This is a genomic window from Collinsella sp. AF16-8 (genome assembly GCF_003462695.1).
In the GTDB taxonomy this organism is placed as follows: Bacteria; Actinomycetota; Coriobacteriia; order Coriobacteriales; family Coriobacteriaceae; genus Collinsella.
On sequence record NZ_QRXX01000006.1, the window covers coordinates 146,110 to 167,449 of the forward strand.

Below are 21,340 nucleotides of genomic sequence, written 5' to 3' on the forward strand. Positions count from 1 at the left end.
ACCAACCCCTCAACATCCCCCGACACGTGAAAGGGGTCTCCATGGACCTTGCTGACATCCGCCAGGCCATCGATGGCATCGACACCACGCTCCTCAACAGCTTTGTCGAGCGCATGGACATTGCCACCGAGGTCGCCAAGTCAAAAATCGAGATGGGCAAGGCCGTCTTCGACCCCGCCCGTGAGCGTTCCAAGCTCAACAACCTCGCCAGCCGCGCGCCCGAGCGCTACGAGGCGCAGACCATCACCCTGTTCCGTCTCCTCATGAGCATGAGCAAGGCCGCGCAGCAGCGCTACATCAACGAGCTCAAGGGCATCACGGTGTCGCAAAAGGCCCATGCCACGGCTGCAGCCTCCGACACGCCCTTCCCTCAAACGGCCACCGTCGCCTGCCAGGGCGTCGAGGGCGCTTACAGCCAAATCGCCGCATGCAAGCTCTTCGACGTGCCCGACATCGCGTTTTTCGAGACCTTCGAGGGCGTCATGCGTGCCGTGCGCGACGGCTTCTGCGAGTTTGGCGTGCTGCCCATCGAGAACTCCACCGCCGGCTCGGTCAACGCCGTCTACGACCTGCTCGCCCAGTTCGACTTCCACATCGTGCGCTCGCTCCGCCTCAAAATCGACCACAACCTGCTCGTCAAGCCCGGCACCAAGCTTGCGGACGTGCACGAGGTCTACAGCCACGGCCAGGCCATTGCCCAATGCGCCGGCTTTATCGAGGCGCACGACCTGCAGGCCACCAAGTACCCCAACACGGCCATGTCGGCCGAGATGGTCGCCAGCTCCGAGCGCACCGATGTTGCCGCCATCGCATCGCGCAGCTGCGCCGCACTCTACGGCCTGGAGGTACTGGAGCCCAACATCCAGGACTCGGACAACAACTACACGCGCTTTGTCGTCATCAGCCGCGAGCCACGCGTCTACCCCGGCGCCAACCGCACCTCGCTCATGATTACCACGGCCAACGAGCCGGGCGCACTCTATCGCGTACTCGAGCGCTTCTACGCGCTCAATATCAACCTCATCAAGCTCGAGAGCCGCCCCATCCCCGGGCACGACTTTGAGTTTATGTTCTACTTTGACCTGGACTGCCCCTTTGGCAGCAAGGCCCTCGATGACCTGCTCGATTCCATCGACGACGTGTGCGAGAGCTTCACCTACTTTGGCAGTTACACGGAGGTGCTCTAGATGACCGATGTCGCCGCAACCCGCCCCTACGGAGTGCTGGGCCGCGTGCTGGGCCACAGCTACACCCCGACCATCTACAAGGAGCTCGCGGGGCTCGAGTACGTACGATTTGAGCGCGAGCCCGAGGATCTTGAGGCCTTTATGACAGGCGACGAATGGGAGGGCACCAACGTGACCATCCCCTACAAGCGCGCCGTCATGGAATACCTGGACGAGCTGAGTCCACTCGCCGAGCGTATGGGAAACGTCAACACCATCACGCGCCTGCCCGACGGCCGCCTGCGCGGCGATAATACCGACTACTTCGGTTTTCAGTGCCTGGTCGAGGAGCTGGGGGTTGATGTTGCCGGCAAGAAGGCTCTCGTGCTCGGGGCCACCGGCGGCGCGGGTACTACGGCCAGTATGGTGCTCGGCGATCTGGGCGCCACCGTCGTGCCCGCGGGCCGCACGAGCGAGGTCAACTACGACAATATCTCGCAGCAGTCCGACGCTGCTCTGCTCGTCAACTGCACGCCCGCCGGCATGTTCCCCCACTGCCCCGACGCCCCCTGCACGCTCGAAGGGCTCGATGCGCTCGAAGGCGTTATCGACATTGTCTACAACCCTGCCCGTACGGGCCTGATGCTTGAGGCCGAGCGCCGCGACATCCCCTGCATCGGCGGCCTGCTCATGCTCGTGGCCCAGGCGGCACAAGCCGTTGAGCGCTATACCGGCCAGGTCACCCCGCGTGAGCGCATCCTGGACGTAACGGAGCGCTTGTCACGCCGCGAACAGAACATCGCGCTGATCGGCATGCCGGGCTCGGGCAAGACCCGCGTTGGTGAGCAGATTGCCCTGCTCACGGGACGCGAGCATATCGACCTGGACCGCGCCCTCGAGGAACGCCTGGGCATGCCCTGCGCCGACTTTATCGTCGAGCGCGGCGAGGCGGCCTTCCGCGAGCAGGAGACGGTGGCGCTGTCCGACATCTCCAAGCGCAGCGGCCTGGTGCTTTCCACGGGCGGCGGCGTGGTCACGCGCGACGAGAACTACCCGCTACTGCACCAGAACAGCCAGATCGTGATGCTCAACCGCAAGCTCGACGAACTCGCCTACAAGGGACGCCCCATCACCGCCCGCGACGGTATCGACAAGCTGGCCGAGCAGCGCATGCCACACTACCGCGCCTGGGCCGACTACATCATCGACTCACGCGACTGCGCCGCCAACACCGCGGCCGCCGTCCTCGACGCCCTTCCACCAGCCCTCTAGCAAAAACCACCACAAAGGGGACAGGTACCTTTGTGGTGGTTTTCCGTTCCGCCTCTCCGCCCGCCCAACCGCAAAGGAAGCAACCATGAAAGTACTCGTCATCAACGGCCCCAACCTCAACATGCTCGGCATTCGCGAGCCGGGCATCTATGGCAGTGACAACTACGACCGCTTAGTGCAGATCTGCCAGGAAGCGGGCACCGCACAGGGCTTCGACGAGGTCGAGGTCTTCCAGTCCAACCACGAGGGCAGCATCGTCGACAAGATCCAGGAAGCCTACGGCAAGGTCGGCGGCATCGTCATCAACCCGGCGGCATACACGCACACGAGCGTCGCGATCCTCGACGCCCTCAAGGCCGTCGCCATCCCTGCCGTCGAGGTCCACATCAGCGCCGTAGAGACGCGCGAGGACTTCCGCCAGGTAAGCTATGCACGCCTAGCCTGCTTCGCCACCATCACCGGCGAAGGCCTGCAGGGCTACGCCCACGCACTGGAGCTGCTGAGGGAGCATCTCGAAAAGTAGCCTCGCGGATCAATACATTAACACCGATTCACACGAACAAAACTCCAGCGCCGGCAGCAGCACCTCGCTGCTGCCGGCATTTTGTTACTGGCATATAATCGTTGCAGTCACACTACGTCTGGAGACCCACATGCTGAGCATTCACCTGGGGGATTACCCCGGTTCCATCTACGATACCGAAACCTATTTTAGGAACTCATACTTGGACTCATGGTTCGAAGACCCTATGGCCGCACAGATTATTAAAAGCGTGGACGGATCACAGCTCATCGGTCCCCACAACATCGTAAGCAAGCAGCTGGGCTCAATCACTCCACTCGAACTGTCCGGCGGCGTTAAGACGCTGCTGCTGGTGCGCAATCTCCCAAGTATGGTGTTCAACGCATCCACCTGCGGAGACAACTGTGCCCGCTGGCTACTCAAGATCGGCAAAGAGCAGGATGTGCTGGTGACCTTATACCACATCATGAAATTCCCCTGGAAGAGCTTTGAAATCCGCATTGAAAACGATGGCCGCATCGTCAGAAACATGCAGGAGTTTGTCGGCGCCACGAATGACTTTTTGGATGTTGATGAGTAATGAAGGGAACGCATACCGTTGTCGTAGAGCGTGCAAAGGTCAAATACACACTCACGTTTAAGCGCAATATTTCCTTTATACGCGGCAACAGCGGCACGGGGAAAACGACGCTCATCTCGATGATTCGCGACTACAACGACCGAGGACCGGAAAGCGGCGTCACGCTCAGTTGTGACGTTCCCTGTGAAACGCTATCTGGCAGGCGTTGGGAGCGCGAGCTTTCGATTATCGAGGACTCAATAATCTTTTTAGATGAGGGCAACGAATTTATCTACTCAAAGGACTTCGCAAAAGCCGTTAACGGGTCGTCCAACTATTTTGTCCTGATATCTCGCCGAGACGCCAGCGAACTCCCCTACAGTGTCGACGAAATCCTAAAGCTGGTAAACACCACGAGTAAAACAATCAATGGTCGAAAGAGCGATAAACGCTTCTACTCGGTAACAAAACCGATATACAGCCACACGGCAAACATGCTTTACCAGGATCTAAATGTTGGATTCGAGGTACCCGACGCCGTAGTTGTCGAGGATAGCAAATCTGGCTATCAATTCTACAACGCTCTTTGCAACCGACTCGGGATCCCCTGCTATACCGCCACCGGCGTTGCGAATCTAAAACGTACGATTCACGAATGCCCCGAGCAAAACGTTCTTGCCATAGGAGACGGCGCAGCGTTTGGTCCCTACATCGAAAAGGTGCTCGGACAGCGCGTTTACAAGAACGTTCGCCTATTCCTCCCGGAATCGTTCGAGTGGACACTCCTGCGCTCCGAGCTCATACCCAGCAGCGACATTCCCAAGATCCTCGAGGACCCCTCAAGCTATATCGAAAGTCGCGATTATTTAAGCTGGGAGCGGTTCTTCACCGATGTGCTGGTCAAATACTCAGCAGACACTCGCTACGCTTACAAAAAGGCACGACTCAACGAGCAGTACCTAAAGCCGCAGGCAATGAATGCCATATCGAAAGTCTTACCGGAGTGTTTGAAGACGAATTAGCAGATTCTTTAAATCATCTAGAAACCGGGGCTATGCACATGAGCTGAAGCTACTGAAAGAAAGCCTACAACACGCCTGGTACACTAATCCTTGGAACAGAATTATCAGGTTTATTTGTCCCAAATCCTAAGTAACTGTTTGATTACATACAAAGGAGTTCATCCATGTCCCAGTACGATTACCTCGTCGTCGGTGCCGGCCTCTCTGGCGCCGTCTTTGCCAACGCCGCCAAGCGCGCCGGCAAGTCGGTCCTGGTCATCGACCGCCGCGACCACATCGCCGGCAACGTCTACACCGAGGACGTCGAGGGCATCCAGGTCCACCGCTACGGCGCGCACATCTTCCACACCTCCATGAAGGACGTCTGGGACTACGTCAACCGCTTCGCCGAGTTCAACAACTACGTCAACTCGCCGGTCGCCAACTTCCGCGGCAACATGTACAACATGCCCTTCAACATGAACACCTTCGCCAAGATGTGGCCGGGCGTCGTCACGCCGGCAGACGCCCGCGCAAAGATCGCCGAGCAGGTGGCCGCCGAGAACATCGGAGAGCCGCAGAGCCTCGAGGAGCAGGCGCTGTCGCTCGTCGGCCGCGACATCTTCGAGACGCTCGTGAAGGGCTACACCGAGAAGCAATGGGGCCGCGACTGCCGCGACCTGCCCGCGAGCATCATCAGGCGCCTCCCCTGCCGCTTCACCTACGACAACAACTACTTCAACGACCGCTACCAGGGCATCCCCATGGGCGGCTACACCAAGATGATCGCCAACATGCTCGAGGGCGTCGAGGTGCGCTGCGGCGTGGAGTACAAGGAGCTGGCCGCCGCCGAGCCCGACATCGCCGCCAAGACGATCTACTGCGGCCCCATCGACGCATTCTACGACTTTAAGCTGGGCACGCTGGAATACCGCAGCCTACGCTTTGAGACCGAGACGCTCGACGAGCAGGACCACCAGGGCGTGGCCGTGGTCAACTACACCGAGCGCGAGATCCCCTACACGCGCATCATCGAGCACAAGCACTTTGAGTTCGGCACGCAGGACAAGACCGTCATCACGCGCGAGTACCCGGCGGACTGGAAGCCCGGCGACGAGCCCTACTACCCCATCAACGACGCCAGGAACGAGGCCCTGTACAGGCAGTACGAGGAGCTGGCGGCGCAGGAGGGCGACGTGGTCTTCGCCGGTCGCCTGGGCGGCTACAAGTACTACGACATGGACAAGGCCATCGCCGCGGCCTTCGAGCTCGTCCGCAACGAGCTGGGCGTGGAGCCCGCGGAGGCGTAGAGCCCAAAGCCAAGCCGCTACATACGAGTGAGCAAAAGCCCGGTGCAGCCTTTGTACCGGCCATATTTGTGAAGTGGTTTCAATGTGACGCCATTGCGTAGAACAAAATAGCTGCAGTTCACCCCATGTCTTACGGCCCATGTTTAGGCAATAAGCAATAAAACGGTCCAGGCATGTATCCCGTCTGGTTTTCAAACCTTTTAAACCCATGCGAAAATACAACGACTATACTTCTTACGGCAACTAATAAACTCTGGAGATTATCATGAACTCAAAGACCATTGCCGTTATCATTCCCTGCTACAACGAATCGCTGACCATTGCAAAGGTTGTGGATGATTTTCGCCGTGAGCTGCCCGAGGCAACAGTCTACGTCTATGACAACAACTCAACTGACAATACCGCTCTAATTGCACGTGAGCATGGAGCAACCGTTAAGTTCGAGTCCCGTCAAGGCAAGGGCAATGTCTGCCGTCAAATGTTCCGCGATATCGAGGCAGATTGCTATCTCATGGTTGATGGGGACGACACCTATCCGGCGGAGTCGGCGCGAGCTCTATGCGAACCCATCCTTGCCGGTGAAGCAGATATGACAGTAGGCGATCGGCTCTCGAACGGCACATATGCCGAGGAGAATAAGCGTGCCTTTCACGGCTTTGGCAACAACCTCGTACGCAGCATGATCAAGTGGATTTATGGATACAGCTTTGACGATGTCATGACCGGCTACCGAGCCATGAGCAAACCTTTCATCAAGACGTTCCCCGTGCTCTCCGAAGGGTTCCAGATCGAGACTGAGCTGTCCATCCACGCGGTCGATCATCGTTGGCGTATTAAAGATGTGCCCATCGAGTATCGCGACCGCCCGGCTGGATCAGAGTCCAAACTCAATACAGTAAGTGACGGCATCAGAGTGATTGCCATGATTGGTACTCTATTTAAGGACTACCGCCCGCTTAAGTTTTTCTCACTTGTCGCGCTCGTCTTCGCCGCCATCGGCCTCGCCTTGGGCATCCCCATCGTTACCGAGTACTTTGCCACTGGACTCGTGCCTCGCTTCCCCACCGCCATACTTGCAGCGGCGTTCATGTTCCTGTGCGGACTCTCACTCGCTACGGGCTTTATCCTGGACTCCGTAGCCAAGGTAGAGCGCAAACAGTGGGAGCTGAGGGTGTATGAGGAAAATAGAGAACCGCGATTGAGCTAGTTCACTTTTGGAGCAAGCGTCACACAAGGCGCGCAGATTCATCTCGGGCCGATAGCCGCAGTACGCCCAAGTTCTTTGCCACCTTTTATGCAAAAGGCCGGGCACACGGTCCGGCCTGTTGTTTCGATGGTGCTCCATGGCGGATTCGAACCGTCGACCTTGGGATTAGAAGTCCCCTGCTCTATCCAACTGAGCTAATGGAGCATAGAGTCATGTAATCACACCAGGACGTGTTTACACAACGTATAAATTATAACCTACTTAAACTGGTCGCGGTACGCCTTGCACACTTCGTCGACTGGACCGTCCATTCGAAGATCACCCTTCTCAATCCAAACTGCACGTTGGCAGATACGCTCAACCTGCTCCATGGAGTGAGAAACGAACAGCACCGTCACATCACCGCTCTCAATAAAATGCTGAATTCGGCGCTCGCACTTTTGCTGGAAGAACACGTCGCCAACGGAAAGCGTCTCATCAACAATAAGTATATCGGGCTCGGTAATAGTAGCGATAGCAAAGGCAATACGCGCAACCATTCCCGAAGAGAAGTTCTTGAGCGGCATGTCGACAAAGTCTTTAAGCTCGGCGAACTCGATAATGTCATCGAAGCTCGCGTCGATGAAATCCTTGGTATAACCAAGTAGCGCACCGTTAAGGTAGATATTCTCGCGCGCCGTAAGCTCAGGGTCAAAACCGGCGCCCAACTCAATAAGCGGGGCAATGTTGCCGTGAACTTTAACCTCGCCCTCGCTAGGCTCAAGAACGCCGGCGATGATCTTAAGCATCGTGGATTTACCAGAGCCGTTGGTACCGACCAGGCCGACGACCTCACCGCGATGAACATTGAAAGAGATGTGCTTGAGCGCACGGAACTCCTCAAAGAAAAGCTCGTGCTTAGCAAGCTTGATAAAGTATTCCTTAAGGTTCGTCAAAGACTCAGACGCCATGTTAAAGATCATGGTGACGTCTTTAACCTCAACAGCAAGAGGCTGCTTGCTGTAATCAACCGTAGTCGCAGGCATAACAGCGCTCCTTAAATATAGAGAATGAACTTGTGCTCGGTCTTATGGAACACGGCGTAACCAACAGCTAAAGCGAAAACCGCCCAGAACGCGCAAAGTCCTAACGTTAGCATGGAAGGCGTCGTGTTAAACAGGAAAATATCGCGCATGAACTGCAGATAGTTGTACATAGGATTCAGAACGACCAGCACCTGAATCCAGTGAGCCATCTGACTAATGTAGTCGGTAGTCCAGAAGATAGGCGTCAGATACATCCACGCGGTGATAACGACGGTCCACAGATGCATAACATCACGGAAAAAGACCGCCAGCGCCGATAGCATCAAACCAAGACCCATGCAGAAGCACATAAGCAAAATAAGACAAACTGGCAGCAATATTAAATGCCAGGTAGGGACCACGTGGAACCAAACCATGACCAAAGCTACGGCAGCCAAAGAGAAGGTAAAGTTAACAAGAGAGAACAAAACCTTTTGCACCGGGAACACCCAGCGGTGAACCTTGACCTTCTTAAGCAGTGAAGATGCCCAAATGATCGACATTAGTGCTTGGTTCGTCGATTCGGACATAACCGAGAACGTGATGTTACCGACAATAAGGTACAGCGGATACATCTCGGGCGTAATGGACCCATTGCGGCTCTGCCCGAAAATGGTCGAAAAAACAATGGACATCACGACCATCATAAGAAGCGGATTAAGCACAGACCAGGCAATGCCCAAAACGCTGCGTCGATATTTGATCTTAAAATCCTTGGTAACAAGTTGTTTTAAAATAAACTTATCTTTTTCAAAATCATTTTTAGCGTGAGAGGCCGGCCTAGCCGCCGCTTTCTGACTATCTACGCTGTCAGTCACGGACCATCTCCTTGTCTCGTAATTCATAACAAAGGAAAGTATAGCCTTCAAACACGATAACTAAACCACCGATGCAAATCTGGAAAAGTAGCCCATAGCAAATACAAGCATCTGGTGACAGGCATACTAACAACTCGTAATAAATTATGAGCCATTCATCTTGGACTGTACAAACACGGCGGTCATCATTCCCTGCCATAACGAGGCCGTCCCCATAGGTAAGGCCATAGACGAATTCCACCGCGAGCTCCCTGGAGCCAAGGGTGCCAGACAAAACTCAAACAACAACGCTTTGTAAGGCAATTTATCCATTCTGCACGATGATGAGCACTCGCCACCGCATATGGCATTAATTACAAACGCAATAAATCAATAAGCCCCTGTAAAGATATGTCCATCACAGGGGCTCTAAATACTATGAAATATAATGACGTTCAGTAGTGTTCACAGTTATTTTTTTCCCGAAGAACGCGCGGCAGACATAACGTAAGCCACCGGCATTCCAATATGTCTTGAGTGTCTCCAGTTTACCCGAACTATACTCACAGGCACGATGTGCAGCGTAGTAAGCGGGATCGTTGGCAAGCCAATCAATCTCAACAATCTCCCACGGCTCAAAATACAGAAAGCCTTCACTGGTGGGATCACGATAAATGGAGCCGTCAAAATAACGACGATCAATGAAACCCGATTCGATTTCCCGACGCATTTCAGTTGAAAAACGTTCAAGGAACTCAGGCTTGAGCTCATCGCCAAGACGATCGTAATTCCAGCGGTAATTGAGGAACTTTGCATGTGCGCGAACAGGTCCAAGCGCTGCCTTTAAATCGGGGCGTTTCTCATCAATAAAACGCGAAATCTCATCATGCTCGTCGCATACGCAATAAACCTTGCCCGGAGAATTAACAGAAGACTTCTCATTATCTTGGCGATAATGTAGGAACGCACGTCCTGAATAGGCAACACGACACGCGCACGAAAATACCTTGAAGGTAAAACCCAAATCCTGATAAGACGCGCCAGGGGTAGTATTAAATCGAATCTCATTTACATCAAGGAATGATTTGAGATACAGCGCCGACCAAATCGATGCTTTGGCCCAAAAAATCTCAGGATAATTCAACGGACAATGCGTTCCCAGGGCAATCATCTCAGGACTGGCAAGATTAAAAAGGAAATCATTGCGGTACCCATGAGATGCGTCAGATTTGGACCAGTACAACCAGAAGTTACATTTAAAGACCTCAACCTGACGAGATTCGGCTTCAGCAGCCATATACTCAAGGGCATCGGCATCTAGGAAATCATCGGACTCAAGGATGGAGATATACTTGCCCTTCGCAGTCTCCAAACCACGATTCATGGAGTCGCCATAGCCGGAATTTGGCTTATCGATAACAACGAAACGGGGGTCTTCAGAAGCGAATTTATTAATAATGTCTAACGAAGAATCCGTAGAGCCATCATTAATGCAGATTATTTCAATATCCTTGAGAGTCTGTTTCTGCAGAGAACTAAGACACTCATCGAGATATTTCTCGACGTTGCAAATGGGAACAAGAACCGAAACAAGCGGTTGGTTTTGCGACACAATGACTCCAATACAAGCCGACACTCATGAAAACTCATAGATAAGAAAATTATATCAAATGGCCCCGCTTGAGACCGAATACTCAACGTCGACGAAAGCAAACAATTAAACCGTAAGCTAAACTCAGTACTAGTCGTTAAAGACCTATCGAAACGTCCACATTTCTGGCCACACAAGGCCTTTCCAACAATTTCAACACCTGATAAGGAGCATTCAGTGAAAAAGAGGTATCCCGAATTTGATGTCGCAAAAGCAATAGCGCTTGCCGGAGTCATCATTGGCCACTCAACATATCTGGGGACACCAGACCGGCTTGCCTCCGTTTTCTACTCATTTGATATGCCCCTGTTCTTTATTGTCAGTGGATTCTTCAGCAAGCCCGAGGCTAAACTCACACCCGACTACGTTAGAAAGAATGCCAAATCGCTTCTGATGCCTTATCTGATTACTTGTATAGGCGTTATTGGATGCTCATTCTTAGGGGCAATCTTAACGGGGAAGACTAACCCGGCAGAAATAGCAAGCCACTGGTTTATGGCAAGCCTCTACGGCTGTGGAGGAATCACACCCGCAACCCCGGCATTCGTATCCGCCATTGGTGCCCTTTGGTATCTCTTCGCGCTGTTCTTTGGCAAAATGCTCCTGGCAGTCGTAAACCAATTTCGCCATCCCGCAATTTTAGTTCTGGGTCTCTTCTTCTGCGGCAACGTTTTGGCCCAAATCATTTGGCTTCCCTGGAGTATCCTTCAGGCCTTGAGCGCAACGCTCTTTTTGTACATTGGACAGATTATTAAAAAGCATGGCCTACTTGAAGAGAACTCGATTGAGCCCATCTGCTGGTTATTCATGGCGGGAATCTGGGGCTACTCAGCCCTACGCTTTGGAAAGCTCTACATGGTAACAAACACCTACGTTAACGGGACACAGGATGTCATCGGAGGCATTTTTGGCTCATTGGTAATACTCAAGCTATGTCAAACGGCTTGCAAGCATATTCCAAGCGTCACGAAACCCATTGCCTGGATCGGAAAGTACACACTCCCGCTCTTCTGCATGCACCTTATTGAGTTGAATGTGTTTCCTTATCAATACGTTTCTGGAATCGTCGAGAGCCTTCCACTAACGCCGTGGATCGGATATCTGATTGTCCGTTTCGCTATCATTGCACTACTCACGAGCATCCTATACATGCTTCCACGCCCGATTTCAAAATGGTATTTCCAATCAAGACAAAAGAGTCAAGCGGGACGATAAAACCTAAATACCCCCGCATTGAGGACAGCGCCTCTATTCAATTGAGTAGAGGCGCATATCTTTCTCGCTTAAAACAAGTGAGAAGCCGGGGGTGGAATCATTAACCGAATCAATGCCCGTCCAGCCAGACTTGTGATAGCCCGGCATATCTACGCCCTCACGACCGTTCTCGCCATAATCCAGAACAAGAAGATACTTAGCACCAGACTGTTTAACGTCGCGCGCAATCAGCGAATCATAAGAAATGCGGTCGAGTCCATGGCGGATTTGCTTGCTGACCGCCGTCTCGCCCTTGCCAAAGGAGCTGAACTTTCGATACATAAGATTAAGGTCGTTTGCGGCATATCCGTAGACACTGCCGTCAAAGGGATTGTTGATAATCAGCTCATCACCGGCCATTTGCTTGACCTCGCCAAGAAACGCCAACTCATCGGACGTCAGATTATTATCGACATCATAGATGCTATACATGTAATTAAGCACGCTTTTAGTAAATCCGACCGGGGAATAGTTGTTAATAGACGGGTTGACACTTTCGGGCCAAAACAAGCCGCAGACAATCAGGACGATGCAGAGCGCCTGGGGGAGATACCTGGCAGAACGGTCCATCCCAACAGAAACGGAAAATGCGCTCTGAACTTTTCTCAAGATAAAGTCGAGACCAAGCGTCGAAAGCGGAATGCTAAACAGCGCGGTCATCGCAGCTACACGATATTGATCCGTATACCAAAATCCCGTAAGAAAATGTCTGATAAAGCCTTCCTGAGTAGCATCGACAACAAACAGCATTATCGAAAAAAGGTATACAAAGAAATAGCCTCGGTAGGACCTGTTGCCCAGCGCGCAAAAGCTACCAAGAACGACCAGGCACGCAAGAAGAATACATGGCGTACTTTCGTTAAAGGAGAACGAGAATGCCCTCCATAAAGCATCAAAGATGTAAGTGAATGAAGGCCAGTGAAAGTTGATGACTCCCTGCAAAAAACTTGCTTTCGTCATTAAAAACCAGATGACAGCAACAGCCAAAAGCACAATGCCGCGTGACGCATAATAGGCAAACTTAACCGAGATCGATTGGATGCGAAGCAGCTGGCGTTCAAATAGGCCCCCCAAGCAAAGAACAATCGAAGGCACTAAAAGAATACCGAGCGTGAATAACGCATTCGGCTGCAAGGACACGAGAGACGCCAAACCAAAGAGCATGGCAACCAAGACGGGACGATCAGTCAAACAAACAGAACGACGCTCATCAAAGCCCTGCATAAACCAAATAAAAACGGAGGCAACAGCAGGAATAGTACAGAACGCTGCGAAATTAGGGTAAACGGGGCCCCAATAAAGCAGAGTCCAAGGAAAAGCAATCGCAGCAAGCGTAACAACCGCGGCGCAAATGCCCTTTTGCACATCGCCCTTGGTAAGAACTGCAATTAAAGACTGGACACCTAAAGGCAATACGAAAGCAACGAACACAAAGTTAGTGAGATTAATTGACGCCATGACAGAAATATCAAAAGCACGCGCAACCAAAGCGGCAACAATATGCCAAGCGGCGGGATAAAAACCAGCACTTGCATTAGGGCTGAACACTTTGGAACCAGCCTCGAGATAGGATCCAATAGATAGAATCGAATAACTAGAGGCGTGCTTCATGCTCTGAATTACACTCAAATGAAACGAATTGTCATATACCTGAAGAAAGTTATCTGGCAAGCCAATACCGCGAACAAAAAGATAAACCGTCACAGGAACGGACAAGGCAAGGGTACACAGGTATGGCAGTAGAGAAACGATATCGGTGTCAAAAAAAGCGCTTCGTCCGTGAAATCGAAAAAAGCACGCCACGCCACTGACCGCAGTAAAAAGGAACAACGAAATCAATAAAGCAGAATAGCCCTCGGCAACACCAATAAACCTGAGAGCGATGCCCATAAAGACCAAAAAGAAGACAGTGACTGCAGGACCAAAGGAAAGAGATTGTTTAAAGGGAACACCAAATGCCCGAGAAGCCAACATGCCTGGCAAAATCAAAACAACGGCGACAACAAAAGCCTCGCCGAATAACATCGACCAACTCATGAAATACCTCACGAACGAAGTGAATAAACAATTTGTAAACTAATTCTATTTCAAATGGACAACGCCCGAGAGATCATATGCTACACAAAGCAAAACAGCCATAAAGAGAAGCAAAAAGGATGAATGAGATGCCAAGACACTAAGAGAGTCTTGGCAAAAAATAAGACACTTTAAGATACTCAATATAGTATCGAATAAACCAAACTGCTTCATTTCCTCTTTGCATCAAGCGCCGCAGCCTGAACTAACGAATTAAGGCGCTCTTCCTGCTTTGACAGTCGTAACGAAATTCTGAAATCACGAACCACTAGGACTGCTACAACATATAGAAAGACAAGATTTGATTCAGACATAAATCCCAACAAGTTTGAAAAAAATGAGGCGATTTCCGGGAAAACGCCAAGCACCACGAAGCTCGTGCTAAATAAAAGCCAAAAAACAGAATCCAAAACCTGCATTCTGCATCTTTTGAGGTTGTGTACAACGAAAATAAAAACAATCACAGCGCAGGCAACAAGAAACACGCGCAAGGAAGTTGACATGCAATCACCTAAACCATTGAACAATAAGAAGCGTGACAAATACTCGAACCATGTATTGAATCGACCTAATTGGATTTAAATAGCTCTCTCCACCCTGCCGCTCGCGCATGGATACCTGTATTTCCGATACCTTATAACCTTGCTTGATAAAGAAGGCGATGGACTCGGGTTCGGGATTGAGCGTATCGTTGCAGGAATATTCTTTTAAAACGTCTCGATTGAAAAGTCGAAATCCAGACGTAGGATCACTAATCCTTTTACCAGTTAACATTTTAATAAGGAAAGTAATCATTCTCGAACCAAACATGCGCATTGACATATCTTTACGCATCGACAAAAAACGAGAACCAATTACTATGTCAGCGTTGTCAAATTGAGCTTTCGAAACAAGCTCCGAAATAAACTCAGGCCGATGTTGTCCATCCGCATCGAATTGAACCATGTAGTCGTAATCATTCTCCAGCGCATAACAAGCTGCCGTTTGAAATCCAACCGTCAAGCCGCAGTTAATTAGCATGTTAATAACATTGCATCCCAAATTCGTACAAAGCTCGAGAGTGCAATCTCGAGAGCCGTCGTTAATGACGACGAAGTCAAACTCCGGGGCCACTCTCTTTAGTTCAAGAATAGTGCCCTCTATGCATTCCTCCTCGTTATAAGCAGGAATCGCAACAAGAACTTTTGGCAAATTCGTCACGTACGAACCGTCCTTTAATATCAACATGATGCTTTACGGCATCATCTAGTGATTCTTTATACATTCGATAAACAAGATAGATGATAACTCATAGTACGATAGCAAATTTACGGCTGTTTGCACTCCTAACAGCATCCATATCAGTCTTCCGATACCATAGATACTTTAGTAAAACTCAAAATACAGCCAAGCCGTTGTCGACAAGAATTACAAGTGTGACAGCTCGCTCGCGGCATCCGGCCAGTAAAAATCAGATGCACGCTAGAGTAAAAGCTCTAACAAGCCCCCCCTAGTCTTAGTCTGACACAAAGAATGAATGGAATAGCCTTCGGTAGCGGACCTCGGTGGCCTCCTTGGACGGGCGCCACCATGACTCGTTGGCGACGTACCAGTCGATGGTGGCCTTGAGCCCCTCGGCGAAGTCGGTGTGGGCCGGCCTCCAGCCCAGCTCGCGCTGGAGCTTGGTGGAGTCGATGGCGTAGCGGCGGTCGTGGCCGGGGCGGTCGGCGACCCAGTCGAAGTCCTCGGGGTCGCGCCCCATCGCCTCCAGGATCATGCGCAGGACGGTGATGTTGTTCTTCTCGCCGTCCGCTCCGATGAGGTAGGTCTCCCCCATGCGGCCCTTGGTGAGGATGTCCCAGACGGCCGATGAGTGGTCCTCGGTGTGGATCCAGTCGCGGACGTTCTCGCCCTTGCCGTAGAGCTTGGGGCGCACGCCGTCGATGATGTTCGTGATCTGGCGTGGGATGAACTTCTCCACGTGCTGGTAGGGGCCGTAGTTGTTGGAGCAGTTGGAGATCGTGGCGCGCAGGCCGTAGGTGCGCGTCCAGGCGCGGACCAGCATGTCGGAGCTGGCCTTGGTGCTCGAATACGGCGAGGAGGGCCTGTAGGGCGTCTCCTCGGTGAACTTGGCCGGGTCGTCGAGCGCCAGGTCGCCGTAGACCTCGTCGGTGGAGACATGGTGGTAGCGGATGCCGTGCTTGCGGACGGCCTCCAGCAGGCGGAAGGTGCCCTCGACGTTGGTGCGCAGGAACGGCTCCGGATCGGCGATGGAGTTGTCGTTGTGGGATTCCGCGGCGTAGTGGACGATCGCGTCGTGGCCCGGCACCAACTCATCGAGCAGAGCGGCGTCGCAGATGTCGCCCACGACGAGCTCCACGCGGTCCGACGGCAGCCCCGCGATGTTCTCGGGGTTGCCGGCGTAGGTCAGCTTGTCCAGGACGGTGACGTGGACGCCCGGGTGGTTGTTCACGACGTAGTGCACAAAGTTGCTGCCGATGAAGCCGCAGCCGCCCGTGACGATGATGTTCTTGAGAAGCAATGGTGACATGCGATCGTTTTACCCATTAGTTCCAGAAAGCACTTTTTCAACCAAAGACGCCGTCTTATCCCATGAACTCTCATTTTCAACCATGCGTCGACATAAACGAGACTGCTCAGCCAACTTATCAGGGTTTTTGACAAGCGAATAGATGGCCTGCTCAACATTATCGGAATCCATAGAGCTAATAATTGTTCCGAAATGCTCGTTTGGAAAAAGCTCTCGCGCCCCGCCCACATCCGTAACAACAGAAGGACACCCGCACGAAGAAGCCTCTAGCAAAGTTGTAGCAAAGCCCTCCGACCGTGTAGGGAGACACAGCAGATCGGACTGCTGAAGGAGTGAGGAGATGTCGGAAGATGAAAGGCGTCCAACCCATCTAAGCGATTCACCTTGAGCATCATCAACTTCTTTTGATAATGCACCATCACCCGCCAAAACAAAGACGACGCCAGCTTCGACAAGCCTATGGCTTCTCGAAGCCTCAAGAATGGCCTTGATGCCTTTTTCAGGAATTAGCCGCCCTACAAAACAGACCAAGAAGGACTCAGCGCCTACACCAAGCTCATTACGAAAGTCTCGTCCCGACGACATCTCTCTGAATGACTTAGCATCGATTGAGTTGGGGATAACTCCCTTTGCTGCAATACCAAAAGACCTAAGCCACTCAACACTCTTGCTCGAAACGCCATAATAGTCTGGATGGAACCGCTTGCCCAAGGCCGTTATTAGGCGCTCATATGTACGGACCAAGGGATCTATCACTGGATTACTGAATGAAAGATAAGCCGAACCATGATCAAGGACAACAGGCGTTATCCCTATGCTCTTTGCAAACCTAATGCCGTAAAGCGAGTGAATATAGAAACGAGCATTTACAAGAACGCCATCGAAGTGCTGGCGCTCAATATGCTTCCACAATTTACGTGATAAAGCATTTAACTTAGGAACGGGAAAGCGTCCCGAAAAAAAGGGAAAACAGGGCAGGCGAAGAACCCACACTCCATCTTCATCTGTAATACCGGCACCTAAACCATTTGTATCGTTCGTAACCACCAGCACCCCATCGCCACGATCAACCAGTGCGTGTGCCAAACCGTAGGTGAAGTTTTCAATGCCACCCATATGAGGTGGATACAGCGCAGAAAATAAAACAAAGCTACCGGCCATGCAAAACCAATCAAATCTCAAGCGATTAAAAACTGTGGACAAGGTTGAAAGACTCAGCGTATTCAAGTTCTTCTTAAATTACAAACTATAATACATTCGATAAATAATTGATTATTTAAGGAGCCCCATGAAACGCCTAGCTGCAGACCAGATTAAACAAATTGAATACGAAATATTGATCGAATTCGACCGCATTTGTAAAGACAACGGCCTCACTTATTGTTTAGCATACGGCACTGCCCTTGGAGCCGAACGGCACAATGGCTTTATTCCTTGGGATGATGATATCGATGTACACATGCCTAGAAAAGATTACGAGCGCCTCTTTGATCTGTTTTCTGAAGGACTAAAATCAAGCTGTGATCTTGTTTCATATAGAGACGATTCATCTATCTATCAGTTTGCTAAGCTTGTCGATAAAAAAACGACAGCATACGAAACATTTGTTGGCCCTAGCCGTTCCATTGGACTCTGGATTGACATTTTTCCTCTTGAACCACTGGACTCAATAAACGATAAAAAACTGAAGAAGACGCTTAAACTGAATAGCTTTTATAACTTATGGCGCAATTTCGCCGTTGCCGACACCAATACGGGCTCAACGCGAATGATCGTGCTGATTAAAAAACTCGTCTGCCCCTTTGCAAAGCATCTTAACGTTAAAAAAATGAACGAAAAGCTCGATGCCATTGCACGGGACTTTTCAACCCATAACTCCGAAATGTCACCCTATCTCATTGACTGCATCGGAGGAGGAATTATTTATAAACGCAGCTCTATATTCCCCGCAAAACCAGGAACATTTGAAGGCAGAGCATTTCCATGCCCCGCAAACCCTGACGACTACCTTGCGACGGTATACGGCAACTGGAAGCAGGTGCCGCCTGAGGATAAGCGAGCCGTCCATTTTCCCAATGCTTTTCTAAAAGACGAGGAGTAGATGTGACCGACACTGTCCAACCACTATCTCTAAAGAAAAATATGCTTTGGAACTCCTTGGGGTCGATGTTCTACCTTGGCTGCCAGTGGCTTATTACGGTTCTTGTAGTAAGACTGTCAACGAGCTTTGATGCTGCAGGGCTTTTTTCACTAGCGACGTCCGTCGTAAATACGTTCGGAACTTTTGCAAACTATAAAATTGGCACATATCAAGTCTCCGATATTAATCGACAGTATTCTTTTTCCGAATATATGGGGTTCAGGGTGTTCACTCTAGCCCTGGCCTTCATTGCATGCCTGATCTATGCAGTCATAACATGCCCCGCCTACTCAATAGCGACGGTTATTATTTACTACATTTATAAAGCTGTTGGCCTAATAATTGATATCTTGCACGGAGAAAATCAGCTCAATCGTCGTATGGACTACATTGGCAAGTCTTTTATCCTGCAGGGCGCTTTTTCCATTGGAGCTTTTATAGTTGTATTTATTGCCACTCAAAATCTAAACCTGGCAATAATCGGAATGACCCTAGGCGTAACACTCGTTCTCCTGTTTTTCGATCGCAAAAAAACATCTCAATTTCAAGATTTTCGCGCGCGTATTGGAATAGTTAAGGCACTAAATCTCCTTAAAACCTCTCTGCCTGCCGTCATTGCATCAGTGGCTGCGAGCGCGCTATTTACGATTCCCAAGCAATACTTGCTAAGCGTCTCCGGCGATGCAGCTTTGGGAATCTATTCCTCAATTGCAGCCCCCGCCCTCATCGTCCAAATGGGAGCACAGTACCTATACGTACCGCTATTGGATATTTTTCCAAAGAAATACTTCAATGAGGGTCGCAAGGCTTTCGACAATCTTCTTGTTCGAACAGTAATTTCCATCTTAACCGTAGCCGCACTGTGTTGCATTGCCCTATTGTTCTTAGGCAAACCGCTACTCATGCTGGTATTTGGAAATACCATCGAACCATACGTTTACTTACTACAGCCTGTTCTTATTTCAACAATAATGACAGCATTTCTTTGGTTTTTCAGCGATCTTCTCATTACTATTAGAGATTTCAAGGCCAACCTTATTGGTAATCTGATTGCCTTCATTTCCGTTATCCCCTTATCAGTATTTTGCATAAACAACTGGGGCATGAATGGAGTAAGCATCGCAGGAGCAGTTTCATGTGGTTTAGGCGTTTGTTACTTGTTCTACGCGCTAAAAAGAAACGAAACAACCCAAGAAATCCCAAACGAAACTATAAAGGAATAGATTCCAATGAAGTCAACCGCAGAACCAATCCGAGTATTACAAGTTATAGGTGCAATGGACCGTGGCGGAGCCGAAACGCTGGTCATGAACCTTTACCGCAATATCGATAGAAGTAGAATTCAATTCGACTTTCTAGTCAACGAAAAACGGGAATGCGATTTCGACTCAGAAATCAAGGAACTTGGCGGCAAGATTTACTACATTCCTAGATACAAAATATTCAATTATTTTCACTACAAAGCGAAATGTAGAGAGTTTTTTTCAAATCATCACTACAGCATTGTTCATGGACATATAGGGCTGCCCGCCGCAATCTACCTCAATATCGCCAAACACAATGGCGCTTACACGATTGCCCATAGTCATCGAATGAAGTTTCCGATAACACCCGCAGAGATTGCGTTTAGAGCTTGCTCTACCCCAGTCCGATTTGTAGCCAATTACTTCATGGCATGTTCCGAACAAGCTGGCATCGATCGTTTTGGCGCTAAAATCACGCAAGGAGCAGACTTTAAAATCATAAATAACGGAATAGATATTCAAAAAGGACGCTTTGACCCAATATCTCGCTCCAATATCAGAGCTGAACTAGGTATCAGTCCAGACTCACCAGTCTTTGGTCACGTGGGCAGATTAACTGAGGTTAAAAATCATCGTTTCTTATTAGAGTCTTTTAAAATCATTGCGGATAAATTGCCAAACGCAATTCTCCTTATATGCGGTCGAGGGGAACTAGAAAAACACCTGAAAATGAAAGTCGAGGAACTTGGAATAGCACACTCAGTGAGGTTTCTTGGAGTGAGAAATGACGTTTCAAAGATTCTGAGTGCAATAGATGTATTTATATTCCCCTCTATTTCCGAAGGCCTGCCACTTGCTGTCGTGGAAGCACAGTGCTCCGGTTTACCTTGTATCGTATCAACAGGAGTATCTGAAATGGTGAAAGTTCGTAAACAGACTAGGTTCCTCGATCTATCTTGCGGTACCGCCACATGGGCAACTGAGGCCATTAGGGCTCTTGGCGAATCTGATGCCACAACAAGATCTAAAGCCTATTTCGATACTCAGGCTGCAGGATTCGACATAAAAGACACCGCCGATTGGCTTTCCAATTTTTATCTCAATCATTTTGTCTTTTAGACTTGGAAATTTTCATTTGAATTCAAGATGGGCATTTGCACGTTTGAGCATTGCTGAATATCGCGAAACATCACGGCCGATATCGTGCTTGACCACCGGGCTCGACATGGACCTCGGTACTTTTTAATCCTAACATCCGGCGTCGCGGCGCCACCAGATGTTAGACTCGCCCATGCCGTTCCAGAACACGATGTGGAACGGCATTCCTACACAGACGACGAAACTACATCCCCACATCTGGCTCGACGCGACCTACGTCAAGTGCCGCCGCGGGAGCCGCATGGCTTCAACCGCGGTGGTCACGGCGATAGGCTGCGACGAGTCCGGCTGGAGGCAGGTGCTCGGCGCCTGCAGGAAGGCGAGGTCTTCCAGGAGGGTGACGCATAATTTCTTTCGCAAATTGACAACCGCATAGCGGAACACGGCC

The 21,340-nt window shown here is 50.7% G+C and carries 20 protein-coding genes and 1 tRNA gene; 12 read left to right on the forward strand and 9 right to left on the reverse strand.

The genetic code is table 11. The features are described 5' to 3' along the window. Positions 1-41 precede the first annotated feature (41 nt). The 7 genes from pheA to DWW73_RS06875 all read left to right on the forward strand — a co-directional run bounded on the left by pheA (position 42) and on the right by DWW73_RS06875 (position 7,038). Positions 42-1,187, forward strand: a complete 1,146-nt coding sequence (gene pheA, locus DWW73_RS06845) for a prephenate dehydratase (RefSeq protein WP_117779110.1) — start codon at positions 42-44, stop codon at positions 1,185-1,187. Beyond that, positions 1,188-2,438 carry a shikimate kinase gene (locus DWW73_RS06850; protein WP_117779111.1) on the forward strand — a complete coding sequence of 417 codons (1,251 nt, stop codon included), beginning with the start codon at positions 1,188-1,190 and terminating at the stop codon, positions 2,436-2,438. It abuts the gene before it with no gap. 85 nt (positions 2,439-2,523) lie between these two features. Beyond that, on the forward strand, positions 2,524-2,961 hold the full coding sequence (gene aroQ, locus DWW73_RS06855) for a type II 3-dehydroquinate dehydratase (protein WP_117779112.1): 438 nt from the start codon (positions 2,524-2,526) through the stop codon (positions 2,959-2,961). Between the two features lie 130 nt (positions 2,962-3,091). Further along, the gene (locus tag DWW73_RS06860; RefSeq protein WP_117779113.1) at positions 3,092-3,541 is read left to right on the forward strand and encodes a DUF4869 domain-containing protein; all 450 of its coding nucleotides are present in this window, start codon (positions 3,092-3,094) and stop codon (positions 3,539-3,541) included. Further along, complete coding sequence (locus DWW73_RS06865) at positions 3,541-4,542, forward strand: translation initiation factor 2 (RefSeq protein WP_117779114.1); 1,002 nt, start codon at positions 3,541-3,543, stop codon at positions 4,540-4,542. The genes DWW73_RS06860 and DWW73_RS06865 overlap by 1 nt, the downstream gene beginning before the upstream one ends. Before the next feature lie 164 nt (positions 4,543-4,706). Continuing rightward, positions 4,707-5,831 carry a UDP-galactopyranose mutase gene (gene glf, locus DWW73_RS06870; protein ID WP_117779115.1) on the forward strand — a complete coding sequence of 375 codons (1,125 nt, stop codon included), beginning with the start codon at positions 4,707-4,709 and terminating at the stop codon, positions 5,829-5,831. 265 nt (positions 5,832-6,096) lie between these two features. Further along, complete coding sequence (locus tag DWW73_RS06875; RefSeq protein ID WP_117779116.1) at positions 6,097-7,038, forward strand: glycosyltransferase family 2 protein; 942 nt, start codon at positions 6,097-6,099, stop codon at positions 7,036-7,038. Positions 7,039-7,165: 127 nt separating this feature from the next. On the opposite strand, the gene DWW73_RS06880 is transcribed toward DWW73_RS06875, so the two are convergent. The 4 genes from DWW73_RS06880 to DWW73_RS06895 form a co-directional block, all read right to left on the reverse strand. After that, a tRNA-Arg gene (locus DWW73_RS06880) sits at positions 7,166-7,242 on the reverse strand. A 53-nt stretch (positions 7,243-7,295) separates the two neighbouring features. Next, entirely contained in the window at positions 7,296-8,063 is a 768-nt protein-coding gene (locus DWW73_RS06885; RefSeq protein WP_117779117.1) for an ABC transporter ATP-binding protein, read from the reverse strand. Positions 8,064-8,074: 11 nt separating this feature from the next. After that, a complete protein-coding gene (locus DWW73_RS06890) occupies positions 8,075-8,920 on the reverse strand; it encodes an ABC transporter permease (RefSeq protein ID WP_233509148.1) in 846 nt (281 codons plus the stop codon). A gap of 415 nt (positions 8,921-9,335) precedes the next feature. After that, entirely contained in the window at positions 9,336-10,511 is a 1,176-nt protein-coding gene (locus DWW73_RS06895) for a glycosyltransferase (RefSeq protein WP_158563796.1), read from the reverse strand. A gap of 216 nt (positions 10,512-10,727) precedes the next feature. On the opposite strand from DWW73_RS06895, the gene DWW73_RS06900 reads away from it, so the two are divergent. Continuing rightward, positions 10,728-11,765 carry an acyltransferase family protein gene (locus DWW73_RS06900; protein ID WP_158563797.1) on the forward strand — a complete coding sequence of 346 codons (1,038 nt, stop codon included), beginning with the start codon at positions 10,728-10,730 and terminating at the stop codon, positions 11,763-11,765. A 33-nt stretch (positions 11,766-11,798) separates the two neighbouring features. On the opposite strand, the gene DWW73_RS06905 is transcribed toward DWW73_RS06900, so the two are convergent. The 5 genes from DWW73_RS06905 to DWW73_RS06925 form a co-directional block, all read right to left on the reverse strand. Further along, positions 11,799-13,841: a DUF6541 family protein gene (locus DWW73_RS06905; RefSeq protein ID WP_117779121.1), complete on the reverse strand. Its 2,043-nt coding sequence runs from the start codon at positions 13,839-13,841 to the stop codon at positions 11,799-11,801. 209 nt (positions 13,842-14,050) lie between these two features. Further along, entirely contained in the window at positions 14,051-14,383 is a 333-nt protein-coding gene (locus tag DWW73_RS06910; protein WP_117779122.1) for a DUF2304 domain-containing protein, read from the reverse strand. Positions 14,384-14,387: 4 nt separating this feature from the next. Next, positions 14,388-15,080, reverse strand: a complete 693-nt coding sequence (locus DWW73_RS06915) for a glycosyltransferase family 2 protein (protein WP_233509149.1) — start codon at positions 15,078-15,080, stop codon at positions 14,388-14,390. 295 nt (positions 15,081-15,375) lie between these two features. Continuing rightward, on the reverse strand, positions 15,376-16,410 hold the full coding sequence (gene rfbB, locus DWW73_RS06920) for a dTDP-glucose 4,6-dehydratase (RefSeq protein WP_117779124.1): 1,035 nt from the start codon (positions 16,408-16,410) through the stop codon (positions 15,376-15,378). 9 nt (positions 16,411-16,419) lie between these two features. Continuing rightward, complete coding sequence (locus DWW73_RS06925; protein WP_147343547.1) at positions 16,420-17,637, reverse strand: glycosyltransferase family 4 protein; 1,218 nt, start codon at positions 17,635-17,637, stop codon at positions 16,420-16,422. Positions 17,638-17,698: 61 nt separating this feature from the next. On the opposite strand from DWW73_RS06925, the gene DWW73_RS06930 reads away from it, so the two are divergent. The 4 genes from DWW73_RS06930 to DWW73_RS10375 all read left to right on the forward strand — a co-directional run bounded on the left by DWW73_RS06930 (position 17,699) and on the right by DWW73_RS10375 (position 21,328). Beyond that, a complete protein-coding gene (locus DWW73_RS06930; RefSeq protein WP_117779126.1) occupies positions 17,699-18,511 on the forward strand; it encodes a phosphorylcholine transferase LicD in 813 nt (270 codons plus the stop codon). Between the two features lie 2 nt (positions 18,512-18,513). After that, positions 18,514-19,773, forward strand: a complete 1,260-nt coding sequence (locus tag DWW73_RS06935) for a lipopolysaccharide biosynthesis protein (RefSeq protein ID WP_117779127.1) — start codon at positions 18,514-18,516, stop codon at positions 19,771-19,773. A gap of 6 nt (positions 19,774-19,779) precedes the next feature. Beyond that, entirely contained in the window at positions 19,780-20,913 is a 1,134-nt protein-coding gene (locus DWW73_RS06940) for a glycosyltransferase (protein WP_117779128.1), read from the forward strand. Positions 20,914-21,103: 190 nt separating this feature from the next. Next, complete coding sequence (locus DWW73_RS10375) at positions 21,104-21,328, forward strand: transposase (RefSeq protein ID WP_255413124.1); 225 nt, start codon at positions 21,104-21,106, stop codon at positions 21,326-21,328. The last annotated feature ends 12 nt before the right edge of the window (positions 21,329-21,340 follow it).